The sequence below is a fragment of the Parahaliea maris genome (assembly GCF_008064665.1).
Classification (GTDB): Bacteria; Pseudomonadota; Gammaproteobacteria; order Pseudomonadales; family Halieaceae; genus Parahaliea; species Parahaliea maris.
Genome location: NZ_VRZA01000001.1, coordinates 254260 through 272101 on the forward strand (window position 1 = coordinate 254260; position 17842 = coordinate 272101).

Annotated in this window: 14 protein-coding genes; 9 read left to right on the plus strand and 5 right to left on the minus strand. The window is 59.2% G+C overall.

Annotated features, from left to right (window positions below; all coding sequences use genetic code 11):
• Positions 1 to 89 precede the first annotated feature (89 nt).
• The 5 genes from FV139_RS01075 to FV139_RS01095 all read left to right on the plus strand — a co-directional run bounded on the left by FV139_RS01075 (position 90) and on the right by FV139_RS01095 (position 6748).
• Positions 90 to 1163 carry an NAD(P)H-dependent amine dehydrogenase family protein gene (locus FV139_RS01075; RefSeq protein WP_148066395.1) on the plus strand — a complete coding sequence of 358 codons (1074 nt, stop codon included), beginning with the start codon at positions 90 to 92 and terminating at the stop codon, positions 1161 to 1163.
• Positions 1164 to 1282: 119 nt separating this feature from the next.
• A complete protein-coding gene (locus FV139_RS01080; RefSeq protein WP_187276335.1) occupies positions 1283 to 3625 on the plus strand; it encodes a TonB-dependent receptor in 2343 nt (780 codons plus the stop codon).
• A 234-nt stretch (positions 3626 to 3859) separates the two neighbouring features.
• On the plus strand, positions 3860 to 4825 hold the full coding sequence (locus FV139_RS01085; protein ID WP_148066397.1) for an aromatic ring-hydroxylating oxygenase subunit alpha: 966 nt from the start codon (positions 3860 to 3862) through the stop codon (positions 4823 to 4825).
• Between the two features lie 49 nt (positions 4826 to 4874).
• The gene (locus tag FV139_RS01090; RefSeq protein WP_187276336.1) at positions 4875 to 5735 is read left to right on the plus strand and encodes a TIGR03619 family F420-dependent LLM class oxidoreductase; all 861 of its coding nucleotides are present in this window, start codon (positions 4875 to 4877) and stop codon (positions 5733 to 5735) included.
• Positions 5736 to 5749: 14 nt separating this feature from the next.
• Complete coding sequence (locus FV139_RS01095) at positions 5750 to 6748, plus strand: SDR family NAD(P)-dependent oxidoreductase (protein ID WP_148066399.1); 999 nt, start codon at positions 5750 to 5752, stop codon at positions 6746 to 6748.
• Positions 6749 to 6815: 67 nt separating this feature from the next.
• Here the strand turns inward: FV139_RS01095 and FV139_RS01100 are convergent, their stop codons facing one another.
• The 4 genes from FV139_RS01100 to FV139_RS01115 all read right to left on the minus strand — a co-directional run bounded on the left by FV139_RS01100 (position 6816) and on the right by FV139_RS01115 (position 12054).
• The gene (locus FV139_RS01100; RefSeq protein WP_148066400.1) at positions 6816 to 7562 is read right to left on the minus strand and encodes an SDR family oxidoreductase; all 747 of its coding nucleotides are present in this window, start codon (positions 7560 to 7562) and stop codon (positions 6816 to 6818) included.
• Between the two features lie 15 nt (positions 7563 to 7577).
• On the minus strand, positions 7578 to 8348 hold the full coding sequence (locus FV139_RS01105) for an SDR family oxidoreductase (RefSeq protein ID WP_148066401.1): 771 nt from the start codon (positions 8346 to 8348) through the stop codon (positions 7578 to 7580).
• The gene (locus FV139_RS01110) at positions 8345 to 9808 is read right to left on the minus strand and encodes an aldehyde dehydrogenase family protein (RefSeq protein ID WP_148066402.1); all 1464 of its coding nucleotides are present in this window, start codon (positions 9806 to 9808) and stop codon (positions 8345 to 8347) included. Before FV139_RS01110 ends, FV139_RS01105 begins: the two co-directional genes overlap by 4 nt.
• 197 nt (positions 9809 to 10005) lie before the next feature.
• Complete coding sequence (locus FV139_RS01115; protein WP_148066403.1) at positions 10006 to 12054, minus strand: FAD-dependent oxidoreductase; 2049 nt, start codon at positions 12052 to 12054, stop codon at positions 10006 to 10008.
• A 226-nt stretch (positions 12055 to 12280) separates the two neighbouring features.
• Between FV139_RS01115 and FV139_RS01120 the strand changes: the two genes are divergently transcribed.
• Positions 12281 to 13060, plus strand: coding sequence for a class II aldolase/adducin family protein (locus FV139_RS01120; RefSeq protein WP_148066404.1), 780 nt, complete (start codon positions 12281 to 12283; stop codon positions 13058 to 13060).
• Positions 13061 to 13064: 4 nt separating this feature from the next.
• Positions 13065 to 13991: a TauD/TfdA dioxygenase family protein gene (locus FV139_RS01125; protein WP_148066405.1), complete on the plus strand. Its 927-nt coding sequence runs from the start codon at positions 13065 to 13067 to the stop codon at positions 13989 to 13991.
• Between the two features lie 58 nt (positions 13992 to 14049).
• Here the strand turns inward: FV139_RS01125 and FV139_RS01130 are convergent, their stop codons facing one another.
• Positions 14050 to 15510: an FAD-dependent oxidoreductase gene (locus FV139_RS01130; RefSeq protein WP_148066406.1), complete on the minus strand. Its 1461-nt coding sequence runs from the start codon at positions 15508 to 15510 to the stop codon at positions 14050 to 14052.
• A gap of 222 nt (positions 15511 to 15732) precedes the next feature.
• Between FV139_RS01130 and FV139_RS01135 the strand changes: the two genes are divergently transcribed.
• Positions 15733 to 16503 carry a sterol desaturase family protein gene (locus FV139_RS01135; RefSeq protein ID WP_187276337.1) on the plus strand — a complete coding sequence of 257 codons (771 nt, stop codon included), beginning with the start codon at positions 15733 to 15735 and terminating at the stop codon, positions 16501 to 16503.
• Between the two features lie 64 nt (positions 16504 to 16567).
• Positions 16568 to 17776 carry a cytochrome P450 gene (locus FV139_RS01140; RefSeq protein ID WP_148066408.1) on the plus strand — a complete coding sequence of 403 codons (1209 nt, stop codon included), beginning with the start codon at positions 16568 to 16570 and terminating at the stop codon, positions 17774 to 17776.
• Positions 17777 to 17842 lie beyond the last annotated feature (66 nt).

The window sequence follows — 17842 nt, forward strand, 5'->3', positions numbered from 1 at the left end:
GTATTGAGTGAGTCACCACGGCTCCGCAGCAAGCGCAACCGGCTCGAGTCAGTTACACAATTGACAGGCCCTGCCCGGGAGTTTCGCTCATGAGCATCCGGGTAGTTCAGTGGGGTGTTGGCAACGTGGGTAAGGAAGCGCTGGAAGCCGTTGTGCGCAACCCCTCTACCGAACTGGTGGGTGCCTGGCGCCACTCGAGCAACAATGCTGGCCTCGACATCGGCGAAACGCTTGGTCTGGGAGGTATCGGCGTCTCTGCGACCTCCTCTATCGACGATATAGTCGCACTCGATGCGGACTGTGTTCTTTACATGCCACGGCTCAGCAGCGTTGACGAAATATGCCAGATGCTCGCCTCCGGCAAGAATGTTGTCGCAACTCCATTTGCTTTTTACGCTGAATCCTGGCCGGCCGCCGAGCGAGAGCGGGTGCTCGAAGCCTGCAACAGGGGAAACTCAACCTTGTACGGCACCGGAATAAACCCCGGATTTGCAGGTATGGTACAGCCCGTCGCACTGTCCGGGATGTCGAAACGTATCGACAAAGTCACCATATTTGAGCGGGCGAACTGGAGTTACTACAACAACGCCAGCATCACCTTCGATTGCATGCACTTCGGGCATTCAGAAGAGGAGGCCTTACTCGAAAACAATGAATTCGCTCGCTTTAACAGCGGCATTTTTTCTGAACAGGTCTACATGCTCGCCGCGGCCTGGAACCTGACTCTCGATGAGTTGCGGGTCGTGCAGGAACTTGTAACTACCGATCACGAATTTTCCATCATGACCGGTACGGTACCCGTCGGGACGGTATCTGGTCAGCGTTATCGCTGGCAGGGAATTGTTAGCGGCAAAGTACTCATCGAGATCGACGCGTTGTGGAACATCGGCGAGGACTATCCGCCACATTGGCCGACACCTGAAGATGGATGGACCGTGCGCATCGACGGTAGTCCGACAGTTCAGTCTCATATGGTGTGTTGTGCCAGCCTGGATCCTGAATCAGACGCCTCTCTCGAAGATCATGTGCATGCGACTGAGGTCGCAACGGCGATGATGGCAGTCAACTCCATCACAGCCGTGTGCGCTGCCCCCCCCGGCATCACATCCGCGTACGAATTGACAATGGCCAGGCCGGAGGCTGCCTTTTCCTGTCAACAGTAATAGTTAATCGGGATTTCCCCTGTCTATCGGCTACTTGAGATTGTGCTTGATAGGCAATTGCAGTCCCGAAGATAGATATCCAACAACCTATAAGTCATATACCCTGGATGGAACTTGTTATGGAACATCGATTTAGCAAAACAAGGCTCTCGCTCACCGTCAGTGCACTGCTGCTTGGCAGCCAGGCGCTTGCGCAGTCATCGAGCCCACTCGTTCTCGAGGAGATCACCGTAACGGCGCAGAAGACAACTGAACTTCTGCAAGATGTACCCGTGAGCGTCAACGCGGTTACCGGCAAGGTATTTGAGCAAAACGTTGCCTTCGAGATGAAGGAACTGAACAAATTCATCCCCGGCATGTATGCCAACGGCAACAAAAACAACCCCAACATCGCCCTCCGTGGAGTCAGCACCATTGCTGGCGGTCCAACGACTCCGCGGGCCAACATTTTTGTTGACGGCTCCTACCAGAGTCAGCAACAACTATCGTTCTATTCCCAGTTCGATATTGCGAGATTCGAAGTGCTGCGCGGCCCGCAGGGAACGCTGTATGGGAAAGCTTCACCAACAGGCACTATTTCTATTCACACCCGTAACCCGGACCTGACTGAGGTTGAAGGCTTCATCAAGCACTCGGCCGGTCAGCACTCACTCTCCAACACACAGTTTGGGGTCAGTGTTCCACTAATCGAAAATGAACTCGGCGTTCGTTTTGCTGGCGTCTACGACGAGAACCAGAGCTCAGACTACGAGTATGCCAACATGAATGTCGACCAGCTGTCGCGCACCAAATCTGGGCGCGTCACCTTCCTGTGGGAGCCAGGTGACATGTTCAGCGGTCGTCTCAGTCACCTGTACTCGGAATACGACAGCAATGAATCACGCTTTATTGCTGGCGTCGAACCTGGCTCTCCGATCCCGGGGCTGCCCAGCGAAGGTATCAGCCCCTTCGAACGTCAGGACTTCAGCAACTTTCCCCGCGATGCCAATGTACGTATCAATCAGACCATTGCAGAGCTGAACTTTGACTTCGACTGGGCTGTGCTGACGTCGCAGACCTACCACGCGACATCGACGAATGACGAGTTTTATGACGCGGACTCTACTCCGATTGATGATGCCTATCGCAATACCCAGATCAACCTGTCCAAACTTTTTAATACAGAGCTGCGCCTGGCGTCGTCCGACAATGATTTCTGGAACTGGATGGTAGGTGTTTACTATGCCAACAACGACTCCAGAACCACCGTCGACACCAAAGGCACCGCTGTCAACGGCCTTCCCGGCAACTTCGTGGGTCCTTTCCCCCCGTTTCCTGTCAATATCAGCTTCGTCTCAGCCACGACACTCGATGCGATTTCGGAAGACTGGGGTGCATTCACTCATAACACCTTTTACCTCAACGATGACTGGACACTCACGCTTGGCGCCCGCTGGAACAACGAACGCAGAAGTAACGTGAATGCGATTGCGACGGACATCGACATTGCGCTGGATACCGGCAACGGCTATGAGACTATCACCTCCGTTCCGGGCGCACTGAACGCGCGCCCCGCCGAGACCACCTGGATTGCCTGGACAGGCACTGCCAAACTGGCTTACAACCTTAGCGCGGACGAAATGGTGTATGTAACTATCGATCGCGGCGGACGAGCCGGCGGCCAGACCCTGGATCTCGCCGGTACGACACCGCCCTCGATCTCCGAGTACGACCCCGAATCGTCCAACAGTATCGAAATTGGATACAAGGGTGAATTGCTGGATCGGCGCCTGCGCCTGAACTTGTCGGCGTACTATCAAATGTACAATGACTTCCAGTTCTACACCCAGGACCAGCCGCTGGATACCAACCTCGATGGTAACTATGATGAAATGTTCCGCATTACCCAGAATGCCAAGGAGGTCCTCGCCCAGGGGGCTGAAGCGGAGGTAACGTACCTGTTCAACGAAAACCTGTCGGGTATGCTGAGCGTGTCCTATAACGATACCAAGTTTGAGGACTTTGACGACGCCGCCTGCGGTGACGGCATTCGCACCGTGATTCCCGCGGACGGCCAGGCTTACCTGGCATGTGACCTGGGTGGGGACCGCCTCGGCAGCGATACTGGCAACTGGTCGGTTATCAGCCGCGCGAGCTATTCCCTGCCCCTCGGCCGCTGGGGTGCCGAATGGTACGCTGACGCGCTGTACAATTTCTACAGTACGCGAGTCTCACCGATCACCAGGATCGACTCACCCAGTTATGCCACTGCGGACTTCTTTACCGGCCTCAGAAGCACGGATGGCGTCTGGGATCTGAAGCTCTGGGTGAAGAACGCTTTCGACAAGGAAGCCATCCAGAACATCAACTCTTACGAAACCACTGTTGCATTCCCGCTGCGGGGCACCCCCACCGGACTGCTGGAATACGATTTGTTGGCAAATCCGCGCCAGGTGGGCCTGACCGGAACGTATAACTTCTAGTGCGCTTCCCCTTCACGGACCCGGTTGGCAAACCGGGCCCGTGATGCACCAGGCACGATACACCGCACGTAGAATTCAGCCTGGCTCGACGGTATATACATTTCTTCAAAACTGTTTTAATCGAATCGGCGAATTGACACCCTGCACGACCAAGCCTAGGTTCTATCTTACTCGGGGCCTGGCATCACCAGAGGAAACTGCCAACCACTGCCGACACATTTATCAGGAATTGCTATGAACTCACGACTCGGATTACCCATGCCTTACGGCTGGTACGTAGTGGCCTACACAGATGATATCGCAGTAGGTGAATCAAAACCCCTGCAGTATTTTGGCAAGGAACTCGTCATGTTCCGCGCCGAATCAGGCAAGGTCTCGGTGCTGGACGCATACTGCCCACACCTGGGCGCTCACCTGGGTTACGGTATCCACGGCAGTAGCGGCGGAGGTCGCGTCGAGGGCGAATCCATCGTCTGTCCGTTCCATGCCTGGAAATTTGACGGCGACGGCATGTGCACCGATGTCCCCTACGCCAAGGCCATTCCACCCAAGGTGAAGGACAAGCAGTGTCTGGTGAGCTACCCGACCGAGGAAATGAACCAGTGCATCTACGTGTGGTATCACCCCGAAGGCATCGCTCCCCTGTGGCAGCCCGAGCGTTTTCCCGAGGCAGAGTCCGATGACTGGGCTCCCCTTGACCGCCATGAATGGCATATCCACACCAGCTGCCAGGAGATGGCAGAGAACGGTTACGACGGCGCTCACTTCCGCTATGTACATCAGACCGCCTCGATGCCCGATTCCAACATCAATTTTGAAGACCACACCAGCCTGACAGTAAACAGAGCTGATCTGGAGACGCCCCGCGGTACCGTGGAAGGCAGCATCACTTCCCGCGGAGTTGGTCCCGGCCAGGGTTACACCCGCTTCGAAGGGATTGCCAATACGCTACTGCTCGGCCAGGTCACACCGGTCAATGAAGATACCGTTCACGTGCGCTTCGCCTTTACCCAACCCAAGCGCGACGGGAAAGTCGTGGAGGGGGGAGTTAACGCGGCCATCGTCGCTGACATCTGCAAGCAAATCACGGAAGACATGCCGATCTGGGAGAACAAGATCTACCGGGAACAACCGGCACTGTGTGACGGGGATGGCCCCATTGCCAAGTTCCGTAAGTGGTACAGTCAGTTCTACGCATAGACCGGGCAGCGGTACCACCGAGGTTGCCGGAAATGACAAGGAGAAACGCATGAAGTACTGGCAGTGTCTGGCCATGCTCGACATGAAGGAGCTTCCTACCCTGGCGAAACACGCCGAGGACCTGGGGTTTGAAGGTATCACCCTGGGGGAACACCTGATCACGTTCAGCGAGCAGTACGAACAGTACGATTACAGCAAGAACAGCCTGATCCGCTGGTATCCCCAGACCCACTGGCCCGAACCGTGGGTGCAGATAGCCGCGCTGTCTCAGGTCACCAGTACCTTGCGCTTCCTCACCAGTGTCTACGTGTTGCCCATGCACGACCCGTTCAATGTGGCCAAGCTGGTCTCCACCGCAGCCAACATCAGTGAGGGCCGGGTTATCCTCGGCGCCGGTATTGGCTGGCAGAAGTCCGAGTTCGACCTGGTGGATCAGGACTTCCACACCCGGGGCAAGCGTTGCGACGAAATGCTGGATGTCATGTCCCAACTCTGGACGGGCGAGCCTGTCAGCTACGAAGGTGAGTTCTACCGCTTCCCCAGCCTGCAGATGTCACCGGGACTCGACCAGCCCCTACCCGTGTTCATCGGTGGTTTTGCCGAACCTGCGCTACGCCGTGCCGCGCGACACGATGGCTGGATCGGTGGTCAACATGAAATGGAGGAAGTGGAGCAGCTGTTACCCGCCCTGTACCAGTTCCGCCAGGATGAGGGCCGGAGTCACGAGCATTTCGACATTGCCCTTGGGCTGTACGACATGAGTGGCCGCAATATCGAGCGCTGTGCGGAACTCGGCGCCACCAAGCTCTACCGTCATGCTTTCTGCGACGAGAACGGCATGGCCAGTGTCATGAGCCTGGACGAGAAACTACGCGATATGGAAACATTCGCCAGGCAATACTTGGTGTAAAGAGAACAACAACTATGAAAGTACTGGTAACCGGCGCAACCGGTTTTATCGGCAGCCACGTAGTAGATCAACTGCTCAAGTCCGGCCACGAAGTCGGTGTGCTGGCACGAAATTCGTCCAAACAAGGCGATATCCTTGAAAAGCTGGGCGTTTCTCCTACCAGCGTGACCCTGCACCAGGGGGATGTGCTGGACACTGACTGGGCGGACCTGTTGCCGGGCTACCAGGGACTGGTGCACTGCGCTGGCATCATGTCCAAGAACGTCGCCGACGTCCAGAAGATGTGGGACCTCAATGTCACTGGCAGTGAGCGCCTGTTGCAAGCCGCTGTCGACGCCGGCCTCGACCCGGTGATCTTCGTATCCAGCTTCATGGCGATGTTCCCACCGGCGGGTCCGCTCATGACTGCCAACGACCCTGTCCATGAACCCGACTCCAGCTATGCAAAGACCAAAGCCCAGGCCGAACGGGACGCTCGTAAGCTTCAGGACAGCGGTGCCCCCGTGGTCTGTATCTACCCTGCTTCCGTCAACGGCCCTGATGACCCCACCGTGGGCAGCGGGCAGGAGTTCCTGGCCAACTACGTCAACAGCGGCACGATGCTGGTCACCGAGGGCGGACTGACGTTTACTGATGTGCGCGACCTGGCGTTACTGATCAGCCGACTGCTGGAACCTGGTAACGGTCCGCGCCGGATCATGGCGACGGCAGACTACCTCACCCACCAGCAGATCCTGGAGGTCATGCGTGAGCAGACGGGCAAGGAAATCAAAGCCAGCAAAATGCCGGGCTGGCTGCTGCGCGGGATCGGACGAATCGCCGACCTCAAACAGAAACTGCTCGGCGGCCCGACGCCCGACCTCACCTACGAGGCGGCTGCGGTACTGACGCGCTGTGTGGCCCAGGACGACGCCGAAGCCCGGCAAGTGCTGGGACAGGACATCATTGGCGGCGAACAGAGCCTGCGCGACATGGTGGACTGGATGAAGGCAGAGGGAGTTATCAAAGCCTGACGACGCTACAAAGCGCCGTCCGGGTAGTGCGGGAAGGGCTCTACGCCCTTCCGTAGGTACCCAAGGGTCAGGGGCGCATTATCTGGCCACCATCCACGTTGATGATCTGCCCGGTAATCCAGCTGGACTGGTCGGAGAGCAGGAACAGCGCGGCGTCTGCCATGTCACTGGGCTGGCCGAGGCGCCCCAGTGGCATAGTCTTGATCATTTCCTGTGCATAGTCTCCGGAGGTTTTTTGCAAGGCGCCAGTGTCGGTGGGCCCGGGGGCGATGGCATTGATACGTATATTGCGGGGGCCGAGTTCACGAGCCAGCGACTGGGTAATGCCGTTCAGGGCCAGCTTGGCGACACCATAGTATCCCACGCCCATCCACGCCGCGGTTGAAGACTGGTTGATGATGGCGCCACCGCCTGCAGCGGTCATTGCGTCTACCACCGCCCGCGTCATGATGAGAGCGCCATGCGCGTTGATACGCATGAATTTTTCCAGGTAGTCCATGTCGACATCCAGGTAGCCCTGGATTTTCATGTCACCGAAAATCGCTGCATTGTTGATCAGGTAATCAACGCCGCCAAATACCTCCACCGCGGCGGCGACACAATCCCTGGCGGATTGCTCATCGCCCACATCGGTTTTTACGAACAGGGCGCGGCCACCTTCCGCCTCGATTTCACCAGCAACCCTGCGGCCACCCTCTTCTGCCAGTTCCGCGATGACCACGTTCATACCCTGGGCCGCGCAAGCTTTGGCGTAGCCTTCGCCAATGCCGCCTCCGGCGCCGGTAACAATGACGGTTTTACCTTTGAAGTCCATGGAATACTCCTGTTATTAAATAAATTCGCTCTTGGCGAGCAATTGATTCGGTCGAATTTCAATAAGGTCCACCGCCACGCCGGGCGGGTAGGCCAGCACGTGGGCAACTGCCTGGCCCACGTGTTCAGCTTCCATACCGACGTCCATAAAGTCGCCGGCCTTGGTCCACTCCTGGAAGGCGATAGCAAAACGCTCCGGATCCCATCCGGCCGCGATATCGGTTCCGGCAGACCCTGGACGCAGATTAGTCACCCCGATTCCGTCGGCCTGTACTTCTTCCCGCAGATCGCGGGTAAAGCGCTCTACCGCAGCCTTGGTCGAGGCGTAAATAGAAAGGTGCGTCATCTCGTCGTAGTGCCAGGCACTGGCTGAAGACAGGTTCACAATGCGGGGATTCGGGCGACCTCTGAGGAGGGGGATTGCCGCCTGGCAACAGAACACCGTCCCGAGGAAATTGGTACTTACCTGTAATTGCACTTCTTCTTCAACGAGGTGCTCGATGGCGGCCGGGCGCGCCACCCCGGCATTGTTCACCAGGCCATCGACGGGGCCTGCTTCTGCCAGGCGAGAAAACGCTGTCGAAACACTGCCAGCGTCGCCGACATCACAGGTGTAACCGGCGGCAGCGGCCCCCAGTTCAGCCACCGCCTCATCGAGTGCCGCCTGCCGACGGCCCAACAGGCTTACCCGGGCACCGGAAGCAACCAGTTGCCGGGCGATCGCCAGGCCAAAGCCGCTCCCGCCCCCGGTGACAACATAATGATGGCCTTCCAGTGCGCCGTTCATACAGCTACTGCAATGGTCTTGGTTTCAAGGTATTCCTCGAAACCTTCCTTGCCCATCTCCCGGCCAATGCCACTCTGCTTGTAGCCCCCGAAAGGCGCGTCGGCACCATAAAAATTGCCGCCATTCACATTAATCGTACCGGTGCGTATCTTGCGGGCGACTCGCATGGCACGATCTTCGTCCGCAGACCATACACTGCCAGACAGGCCGAAATCGGAATCGTTGGCGATACGTACGGCGTCGGCCTCGTCTTCGTAGGCAATCACTACCAGGACCGGCCCAAAGATTTCTTCCCGAGCAATGGTCATATCGTTGGTGACATCCACAAAAACAGTCGGCTCCACGTAGAACCCTTTTGGTAGATGCTCAGGCACACCGCCCCCCAAGAGCAGACGGGCGCCCTCTTCCTTGCCTTTTTCGATATAGGAAAGCACACGCTCTTGTTGCCGGGCGTTGATCAACGGCCCCATGATCTGGTCTTCTGCCGCAGGATCGCCGTACTGGATAAAGCCGAAGAAGGTTTTCAATAGCTCCTCGACCTCGGCCTGCCGTGTCCGGGGAATCAGGAGGCGGGTCTGAATGGCGCATCCCTGGCCAGCATGGAAACAAACACCCAGGGCGCTCAACAGGCTCTGGTTGAGGTCGGCATCATCGAGCACGATATTGGCGGATTTACCGCCCAATTCGAGGAAAACCTTGGTCACGTTCTGCGCTGCAGTGGCCATGATGTGTTTGCCAACCGCGGTGGACCCGGTGAAAGACACCATATCGACACGGGGATCACTGACGAGTTTTTCGCCCGTTTCGCGCGGGTCCTCCGAGGTGATGACATTGAACACGCCCGGGGGAATATCAGTACACTCCGCAACCACACGCCCCAGCAGCGTCGCCGACCAGGGCGTATCCGGCGCTGCTTTCAACACCACCGTACAACCCGCCGCGAGCGCAGGGACTGACTTGGCGAGATTGATTTGCAGGGGGACATTCCAGGGCGTGATGCAGGCCACCACGCCAATCGCCTCCTTCTCCACCAGGCGACGGCTCTTGATACCCATCATCTCGGAAATACCGATATCCCGTTGCCATTCGAACCCGGGCAGGCTTTCCAGGGTGTAATCGATAAAGGAAATCGGGACCTCACACTGGGGCCCGCCGCTGCCACAGGTCGCCAGGGGTGCGCCCGTTTCCGCGGCAATCTGGGTCTTGTATTCCGCCATATTGGCGCGCAGCCCTTCCTGCAACTGCTGTAGACAGCGCAGCCGGAAGGCGTGATTGGTAGACCAGTCCGTTTTGTCAAAGGCGCGTCGGGCTGCAGCGATGGCGCGATCGGTATCCGCCACACTGGCATCGGCAGCTTCTCCGATCACCTCTCCGGTAGCTGGACTCACGACTGGATAGCGCTTGCCTGACTCGGCATCAACCAGTTCACCATCGATAAACAGACGGGATTCGGGATTCATCTGGAAACTCCTGTTAACTTATTTTTCAAGCTCCGCCGACACCCAGGCTCGCGCCAGGGGGAACCGCGATACAACATTGTCAACCGTGTTTGACTATTAATCAACCATTCTTTACTATTTTTTCGAGCCCGCTGCGCAGTACCTGAATGATGCAGTCGCGGCTTTCTCGATTCATCCGAGCCAGTGTCAGCGTGACGTTAAAGTGCACACACGGCTCTGGCTGCCTGTTCCGTCGCCTGACGGATCAAGCCGAGGCCAGTGCAATCACCGATTGGAACGACGGTCGCGCACACATCCTTCAAGGATTCCGCCAGGCTCAGATCCGCCTCGGGGTGCCCGGCTACCAGGGTCGAGTCTGCCGCTGTCTCGCTGGAAAAGCCGTCCCGCTCGAATCGCACCCGTGTCCGCTCGACGCCGGTGACAGTAACGCCGGTGATCACCACCACCCCGGCGCTATCCAGTTCCGAAAGCTGTTCCTGCCGCCGCTTTGGCCCGACCTCTGGCGCCAGTTGCAACACCTCGCTGAGCAGGGTGACATGGCGACCACGGGCGGCGATAAAGCTGGCCAGTTCCACCGCGGCCAGATCGCTACCAATCACGCAAACACGGCTGCCGAAAGGCAGGTACTGCCGGGTCAGGCGACGCAAGAGCGCAGGGCCAACCCTGCGCTGAACGGCCGCGGGCACCTTCGCCGCCAGATTGAGGAGTGCGGGCACCGGTCGTTCGCCGGGGCCGGGCTCTCCTCCAAGCACCAGTCGGCGCAATACGTTTCCGGTGAGCACCTGCGCCTCTCCGTCGACGGGTATGGCCGCGTCGCGCAGTCGCGCACCGGTCGCGACCAGGATGGCATGGGGCGCCAGGGTGGCAACGAGTTCCGGGGTTGCGGTCACACCCAGGCGAACATCGACCCGAAGGCGCTGCAGTTCACCCTTGAGGTAGTCCAGCAACGGTTCATTGGCACTGTGGACCGTGGCGGCGAGGAACAGGGAACCACCAAGGCGCGGCGCACGCTCCAGCAGCGTGACCCGGTGACCTCGTTCTGCACTCAAACGGGCTGCCTCCATCCCGGCAGCACCGCCACCGATAATCACCACGTGTCGCGGGGATGGCACAGGTTGCAGCGTCAGCTCGGTCTCGCGGCCGCTGAAGGCGTTCACCGCACAGTTCATGTTGGCATCGAAGGGCGCGCTGAGCATCGAATCGATGCAGTTTTCGCACGAGAGGCAGCGTCGCACCTCGCCAGCCCTGCCGCGACGCAGCTTATTGGGCAGTTCCGGGTCCGCCAGCAGCGGCCGCGCCATCATCACGATATCGGCGTCGCCACCTGCCACGATGCGGGCGGCAAGTTCAGGCCGATGGATACGGCCCACGACCATGACCGGCACCGACACAACGCGCCGGATCGCGGCAGCCACAGCGACATTGTGCCCGTCGCGATAGTGCGAACCACACACGATCTGCCCCACCAGTTTGTCGTGGGAAACTCCGCCGCTCACCTGAATCGCATCGGCTCCTGCCGCCACGAGTTGCGGAGCGAGCAGTTGCGTCTCGGGCAAGCCTCGGCCGTCCCAGCTATCCTCATAACCTGATATCCGTACGGTAATGGGAAAGTCCTCCCCCGCACTGCGCTTGATTCGCCGCAATGTTTCCAGCAGCATCCGCGCACGTCCCTCCAGGGTATCGCCCCGATACTCGTCTTCCCGGTGATTGCGCAGGGGCGACAGAAACGAGCCAAGCAGCATATAGGCATGGGCTGCGTGCAGTTCCATCCCATCGTAGCCCGCCTCCCGGGCTCGCACCGCGGCAGCGGCGTACTGATCCATGATGCTATCGATTTCCCCCGGCGTCAGGACACGGCAGGGCCAGCCAGTCCCCGCCGCCACGGCTACCGAGGGCCCGACGGGTTCCGACATCGATTCCGGGCCCGGATGGGATATCTGGGGCTGGATGCAGGCACCCTCGGCGTGCACACGTTCCACCAGTCGCCGGTGCCCGTCAATAAAGCGGTCGTCACCGAGGGACAAGGACTGGGGTTGGTAGCGCTGGGCGGTATCCACAGAGCACATCTCGACGGTAATCAGGCCCACACCGCCACGCGCCCGGGCGGCGTGGTATTCGATCAGGCGATCAGTGACCTGAAAATCTTCGCTGCCGTAGTTGGTCGTCATCGCCGACATGGCGAGACGATTGGGCAGTAGCATCGAGCCAATCGCCAGAGGCTCGAACAGGCAATCGAGGGAATTCAATGCGAATACCCCGTCGACTCAGTGGCAGCCAGATGGAGGCAGTATTGATGGGTTGCACGCAATGCCATTACATTTTCCCTGCTATTTTTTAAGGAACAGTATAAGTCCATGTGCCATTGACTCAGGGATAAATCATTAAACCATCTCCCCCTCGCTTTCAGGCCGGATTTACGCTGTACTGCGGAGTGACGCCAAGACCCCACATAACGCTTACAAAGGACTGGCCATGCAACGTTTCGACGATCTCAATGCTGCAGCGATTGCGCCGCTCGCACCGCGACAAGGGCGCCATCCACTACTGCCCCCGGTTTCCGAAAAAGGCCTGGTGGCGCTGTTGTGCCGGGTGGCCTACAGCGAAGGCTGGAACGAGCACCTGGCGGGCCATATCACCCTGCGCTGCGCCGATGGCAATGTGCTGTGCAATCCCTGGGAACTCAGCTGGGATGAGGTCACGGAAGCAGACATCCTCACGCTGTCACCGATCGGTGAGGTCATCGAGGGCGACTGGAACGTCACTCCCGCCATCGGCCTGCATCTGCAGCTACATAGCGCCCGCCCGGATGTCCATGTCGTCATGCACAATCACCCCGAGTGGAGCGGCCTCTGGGCCTGCCTGGGCGAGTCGCCACCGGTACTCGACCAGGCGGGCGCCTACGTGGACGGGCCGCTGCCGGTATTCAACGAGTACGACGGCACCTTCGACGACAGGAATATCACCGCCGGGCTGGTTGACGCACTGGGGGATGCCAAATGGGCCTTGTTGGCCAACCACGGCGCCCTGGTACTGGCAAAAAACATTCGCCAGGCCCATTTACGCATGGCGACCCTTGAGTGGCGCTGTAAACGGGGCTGGCAGGCGCGCCTTGCCAGCGGCGGTAAAACACTCCCCGATGGCATGGTGCAGCAGATTGCCCTGCCGGACGCCAATGGCTTCCCCTTCCTGTTCGAAGCCATGGCGCGGCGCGAGCTGCGGCGCGACCCCAATATCCTGAACGCAGCGGAGTAGGCTCATGGTCCTGAATGTCACCCCCTTGGAGAACGTCGGCGTCGAGGTCAGCGGCTTCGATATCAACCAGCCGGTCCCTGACGACCTGGCCCGGGAGCTGCGCCAAATCTGGCTCGAGCACGGCATCGTCCTGTTCCGCGACCAGGACATCGATCCGCAGAAACAGATTGAGTTCAGCCGCCTGTTCGGCGAACTGGAATTACATCCACTGGCAGCCACCCAGTCGCGGGAGTTCCCCGAGTTGTTCGAGCTGGTCAATGACCCCGAGCAGGAAAAGTTCATGGTCGCCAGCTACCACGGTGAGCAGCTGGTGAGCAAACTGGACTGGCACATGGACCTGCACTACACCGGCAAACCCAATCACGGCGCGGTACTGCGGGCAGTGGTGTGTGCCACCGAAGGCGGGCTCACCGGTTTCGGTGACCTGGCCAAAGCTTACGATGCCCTGGACGATGAAACCAGGGCCCTGGTGGAACAACTGGAGGTGGTGTACACCTTTACCATGCAACGGCGCAACATGCGGTTTGTTGATACCGAGGGCTACGAACCCAGCCCGTACAGTCCCCGCAAGCCCAGCCAGATGAATTACCCCAATTTTCCGGAGATCGTCTATCCGGCTGTGGTCACCCATCCGGTGACGGGGCGCAAGGTGCTGGAAATCGTCGAGCTTATGCTGGACCGCTTCCACCTGCCCCAGCGTGCGGGGTTATGTCACGACGAAGCCATGGACCTTATGCGCGAACTGGTGGCCCACATCCGCAAGCCCGAGTTTCACTACTTCCACCAATGGCGCGAGGGCGACATGGTGCTGTGGGATAACTGGCGGGCAATGCACAGTACCACCGGGACCCGGCCAGGCACGGCACGGCGGATTCACCGCACCACGATCAAGGGCGACACCATCCTCGGGCGCGAACTGACACCGCACTGACGGTATCGCTCTGCCCTGGCGAGGGGCGACATACCCTCCCCTCTTGGCAATCCGCGGATTAGCGCTGGGGCTGTAAAGCGGCCTGGCGTCCTGCCTTGCGCCCGAACAGGGTGGCGTCGGCCACCGACATACCGCTGGCATAACCCGCGCCGGTGCGCGGTATCCCGCAGGCAGTACGACCCGCCGCAAACAAACCCGGGATCGGCTCCCGCTCGGCATTCAACACTTCCCCCGTCGGCAGCGTATCGAGCCCCCCCAGGGTGAAGCAGGCGGGCTGCAGAAGTGGCAGGGAATAGTCAACCAGCGCGAAGGGAGGCTCGATCAGTGGCGCCAGCCAGGTGGGCGACTTGTGAAACAGGGGGTCAACGCCCTCCGCGGCGTAACGGTTGTAGTACTCCACGGTATGCTGCAGGCTGCCCGGCGGTAACCCCGCCTCTTCCTCGACCTCCGCTACGGTTTCGCCCACCGCGACAATCTCGGTGGTCTGGTGGTAATCGGGACGGGCAAAGTAGCGATTGTCGATAAACATGAAAGCGCGCATATCGGTTTGCTGCGACACCGCGGCTCCGAGGCGAGACAGGTACACATCCTCGTTGATAAAGCGCTGGCCCTGGGCATTGACGAACAAGCCGTAGGTCAATTGTGCCGGCGGATAATGGGCCACACCCACAAAAGCCTGGCCCATGTGAATGGCGACACCGCCGGCGGCCACGCCGAGGCGGATACCATCACCCTGATCACCGGGATTGCCGTGGCGCGTGCAGATCGATGCCAGTTCCGGGATATTTTGTTGGGTCATGCGCTCATTCATAATGAAGCCGCCCGTCGTCAACACCACTCCCCGTCGCGCCAGGACATAGCGCGGCGCATTGTCGACCTTGGCCACGACGCCGCAGATCCGACCATTGTCTTCCTGAATCAGCCCCAGCAGCCGGCTGTCGTACCAGCAATTCACCCCGGCCCCCTCGAGCTTGCCCAGCAGCGTATTCATGACAACCATACCGCCCTCGTGCCCGGCATCCTCCGGCAGGTGGCCGCGGGGCACCGGCGTCGCGCGCTGGTCGAAGGGCCAGGCCCGCTCATTGCCCGTGAATTGCAGTGAATCACCGGTCAGGGCCACCACGTCGCGGCCCTCGAACAGGCTGCGGCGGTAGGGAATGCCCTGGGCCTCGAGCCAGTCAAAATGCTCAGCAGCGCCGTCGACGAAGGCCTCCACCCGGGCCCGGTCGGCATGCTCACCAAAACAGGTCATCAGGTAATTGACCATGTTTTCGCTGCTGTCCTCGATACCCAGGTCGCGCTGCAGGCGAGTGCCGCCGCTACCCCCCAGGTACATTTCACAGGCGGATAGCATCGTGGACCCACCGCCGGCGCTGAATCGCTCCAGCGCCACCACCTCTGCCCCCGTCGCCCTTGCCTCCAGCGCGACAGAAACACCGGCGCCACCGAGACCGCAGACGACTACATCGGTCTGCTCATGGAATTCAGGCACATCGTGCAGGGCAACTATCTCGGTCATTGCTCGTTCACCGGTGGTTATTGTCGAGGCCACAGACTATAGGCAAATAACATTACTACAGCAATGCTTTATCCTGGTCTGTACCCCCCGGTTTGCCTGAGCCTACCCGGCCGGACTCCCCGGCCCTTATTTAATCAATTCGTATTGACTATTAGTCAATTATTATTTACTTTATCGCCGTCTTGGGAACGGCTCCGGCCGCAGCCGGTAAGGAAAATATCCATGACCTTCACATATGACTGGCAGGCCAGCCTGCTGACCTTCGTTATACTCGGAGCGAGCATTGCTCTGGCCCAGTTCATCGCCTTCAAGGTGCCGGCCTTCGCCCGTGCGCGCGAAGAAAATCGCAGCGAAAATCAGCGAAAATGGCGCGAACTGGGGAAAAAATACCACCATCGCGTCAAATCGAGCCAAAAAATCGGTTTCGTCATCAACACTGCGTTCTACATTGCGATTCTGCCCTTTTTTGTCAGCTGGGAAGCGCAGCCGGTATGGCGAATCGTGCTGGATGTCTTCCTGATCCTGATGGTCTACGACTTCTTTTACTATCTGGTGCACCGCTTCCTTTTTCACGGCAAAGGCTACATGCGCCGCGTGCACGCTGTGCATCACCAGGCCCGCAGCCGGGTCACGTCCATTGACTCCTACCTGCTGCATCCCTGGGAAATCTTTATCGGTATCGCCCTGTACTTTGCCACCATCGTGGTCCTGGGCCTGGGTGGCCTGGCGCCCTTCCACGTGGCGACCATTGTGATTTCCAATTTCATCTACACTCAGTTGAACCAGGTCAACCACTGCCGGATAGACCTGAACTACTTCCCTTTCAAGACCATCAACTACATTGCCATGAAGCACGATGCCCACCACCTGGACATGCACAAGGGCAATTACGCCACCATCACGCTGCTGTACGACAAACTGTTCGGCACCCTGGAGGTACACCCGCTGGAAACCCAGCCCAGGGACGAGCACAACAATCCCGTCAACGCCTGACCAGACTAGCGGAGCGCGTAGTACAGCGCGCTTCGCTATCACCCTGTCGCAAAGCAGGTGAATCATGTCGTCCACCATTCCCACTCACGATCCCGCCTACTGGCAGAACCCTTATCCAATTCTCGCCGAGTTCCGCGAGCGCGGGGCAACTGCCTACAACGATAGCGGCGACCTGTGCGTCCTGCGCTGGGATGACGCGGAATGGGCGATCAAGGGCAGCGACTTCATCAACGAGGGAATCGAACGCTTGGAGAACCGGGGCTTCCAGCCCGGCGATCCCCTGCATACCTGGCGCAGTCATGCGCTGGGGGTGATGGAAGGGCCCGATCACCTGCGCATTCGAAAACTGGTGACATCCACCCTGTCAAAGCGCAGCCTTGAACCTCTGCGACCGATGATCCGTCAGCATGCCCACCACCTGTTGGATGACTTGCTGGAGAACCGTAAGGCCGGGCAGCCGATCGACGTATTGCAGGGCTTTGCCGGCCCCCTGCCCCGCCGGGTAATGATGTCCTTCCTGGAAGTGGATGGCGAAGAAATGAACGGCGCCGAGGCGCCGCTCGCCGATGCGCGCATCCCGGATTGCTTCGGCCCGCAAGTTACCCGGGACATGCGCGACACCGCCAACAGGGCTATTGCCCAGGTCATGCATCATGTTGGCACACTGTATGAAAAACGTCGTCAGGTGCCGCGAGACGATTTTCTCACCCGCCTGCTCGAGGCGGAAGATGAGGGTGGTCGGCTCAGCCACCCTGAACTGATCACCCTGTTCTCCACTATTTTCGGTTCCGGAGGAACCACGGGCAGCGCAATTGCATCCGGGCTACTGGAACTGGCGCGCCATCCCGAGGCTGCCATGCTATTGCGCAACGATCCCCCGCGCTGGAAACAGGGCGCCTGTGAAGAAACCTTGCGCATGCGACCGGGCATTGTCGAATTGCCGCAAAAGGCCGCCCATCCCCTGGAGGCGTTTGGCCACCACTTTGCCACCGGCGACACCATTGCCATCCCTTTTGGCGCCGCAAACCGGGACCCGGACCGCTGGGACAATCCGCAGCAGTTCGATATTACCCGCGATCCAAGGGTGTTCTCCCTGAGCTTTGGACTCGGGGCGCACTTCTGCATCGGTCAGGCTATGGCGCGCTACACTATCGAGGAGGCGCTGGCGACCTTCGTTGAACGCGTGCCGGATTTCTATGAAGCAGAAGTGGCTCAGTGGACCCCCTTTGTGATGGAAAACCGCCTCCAGTCGCTGCAGTTGCGCGTCGACTGAGTTGAAGAACCCGACAAAAGATTGCTGGCCACAGACCATACGGACGCGGGTGTTACAAGTATTCAA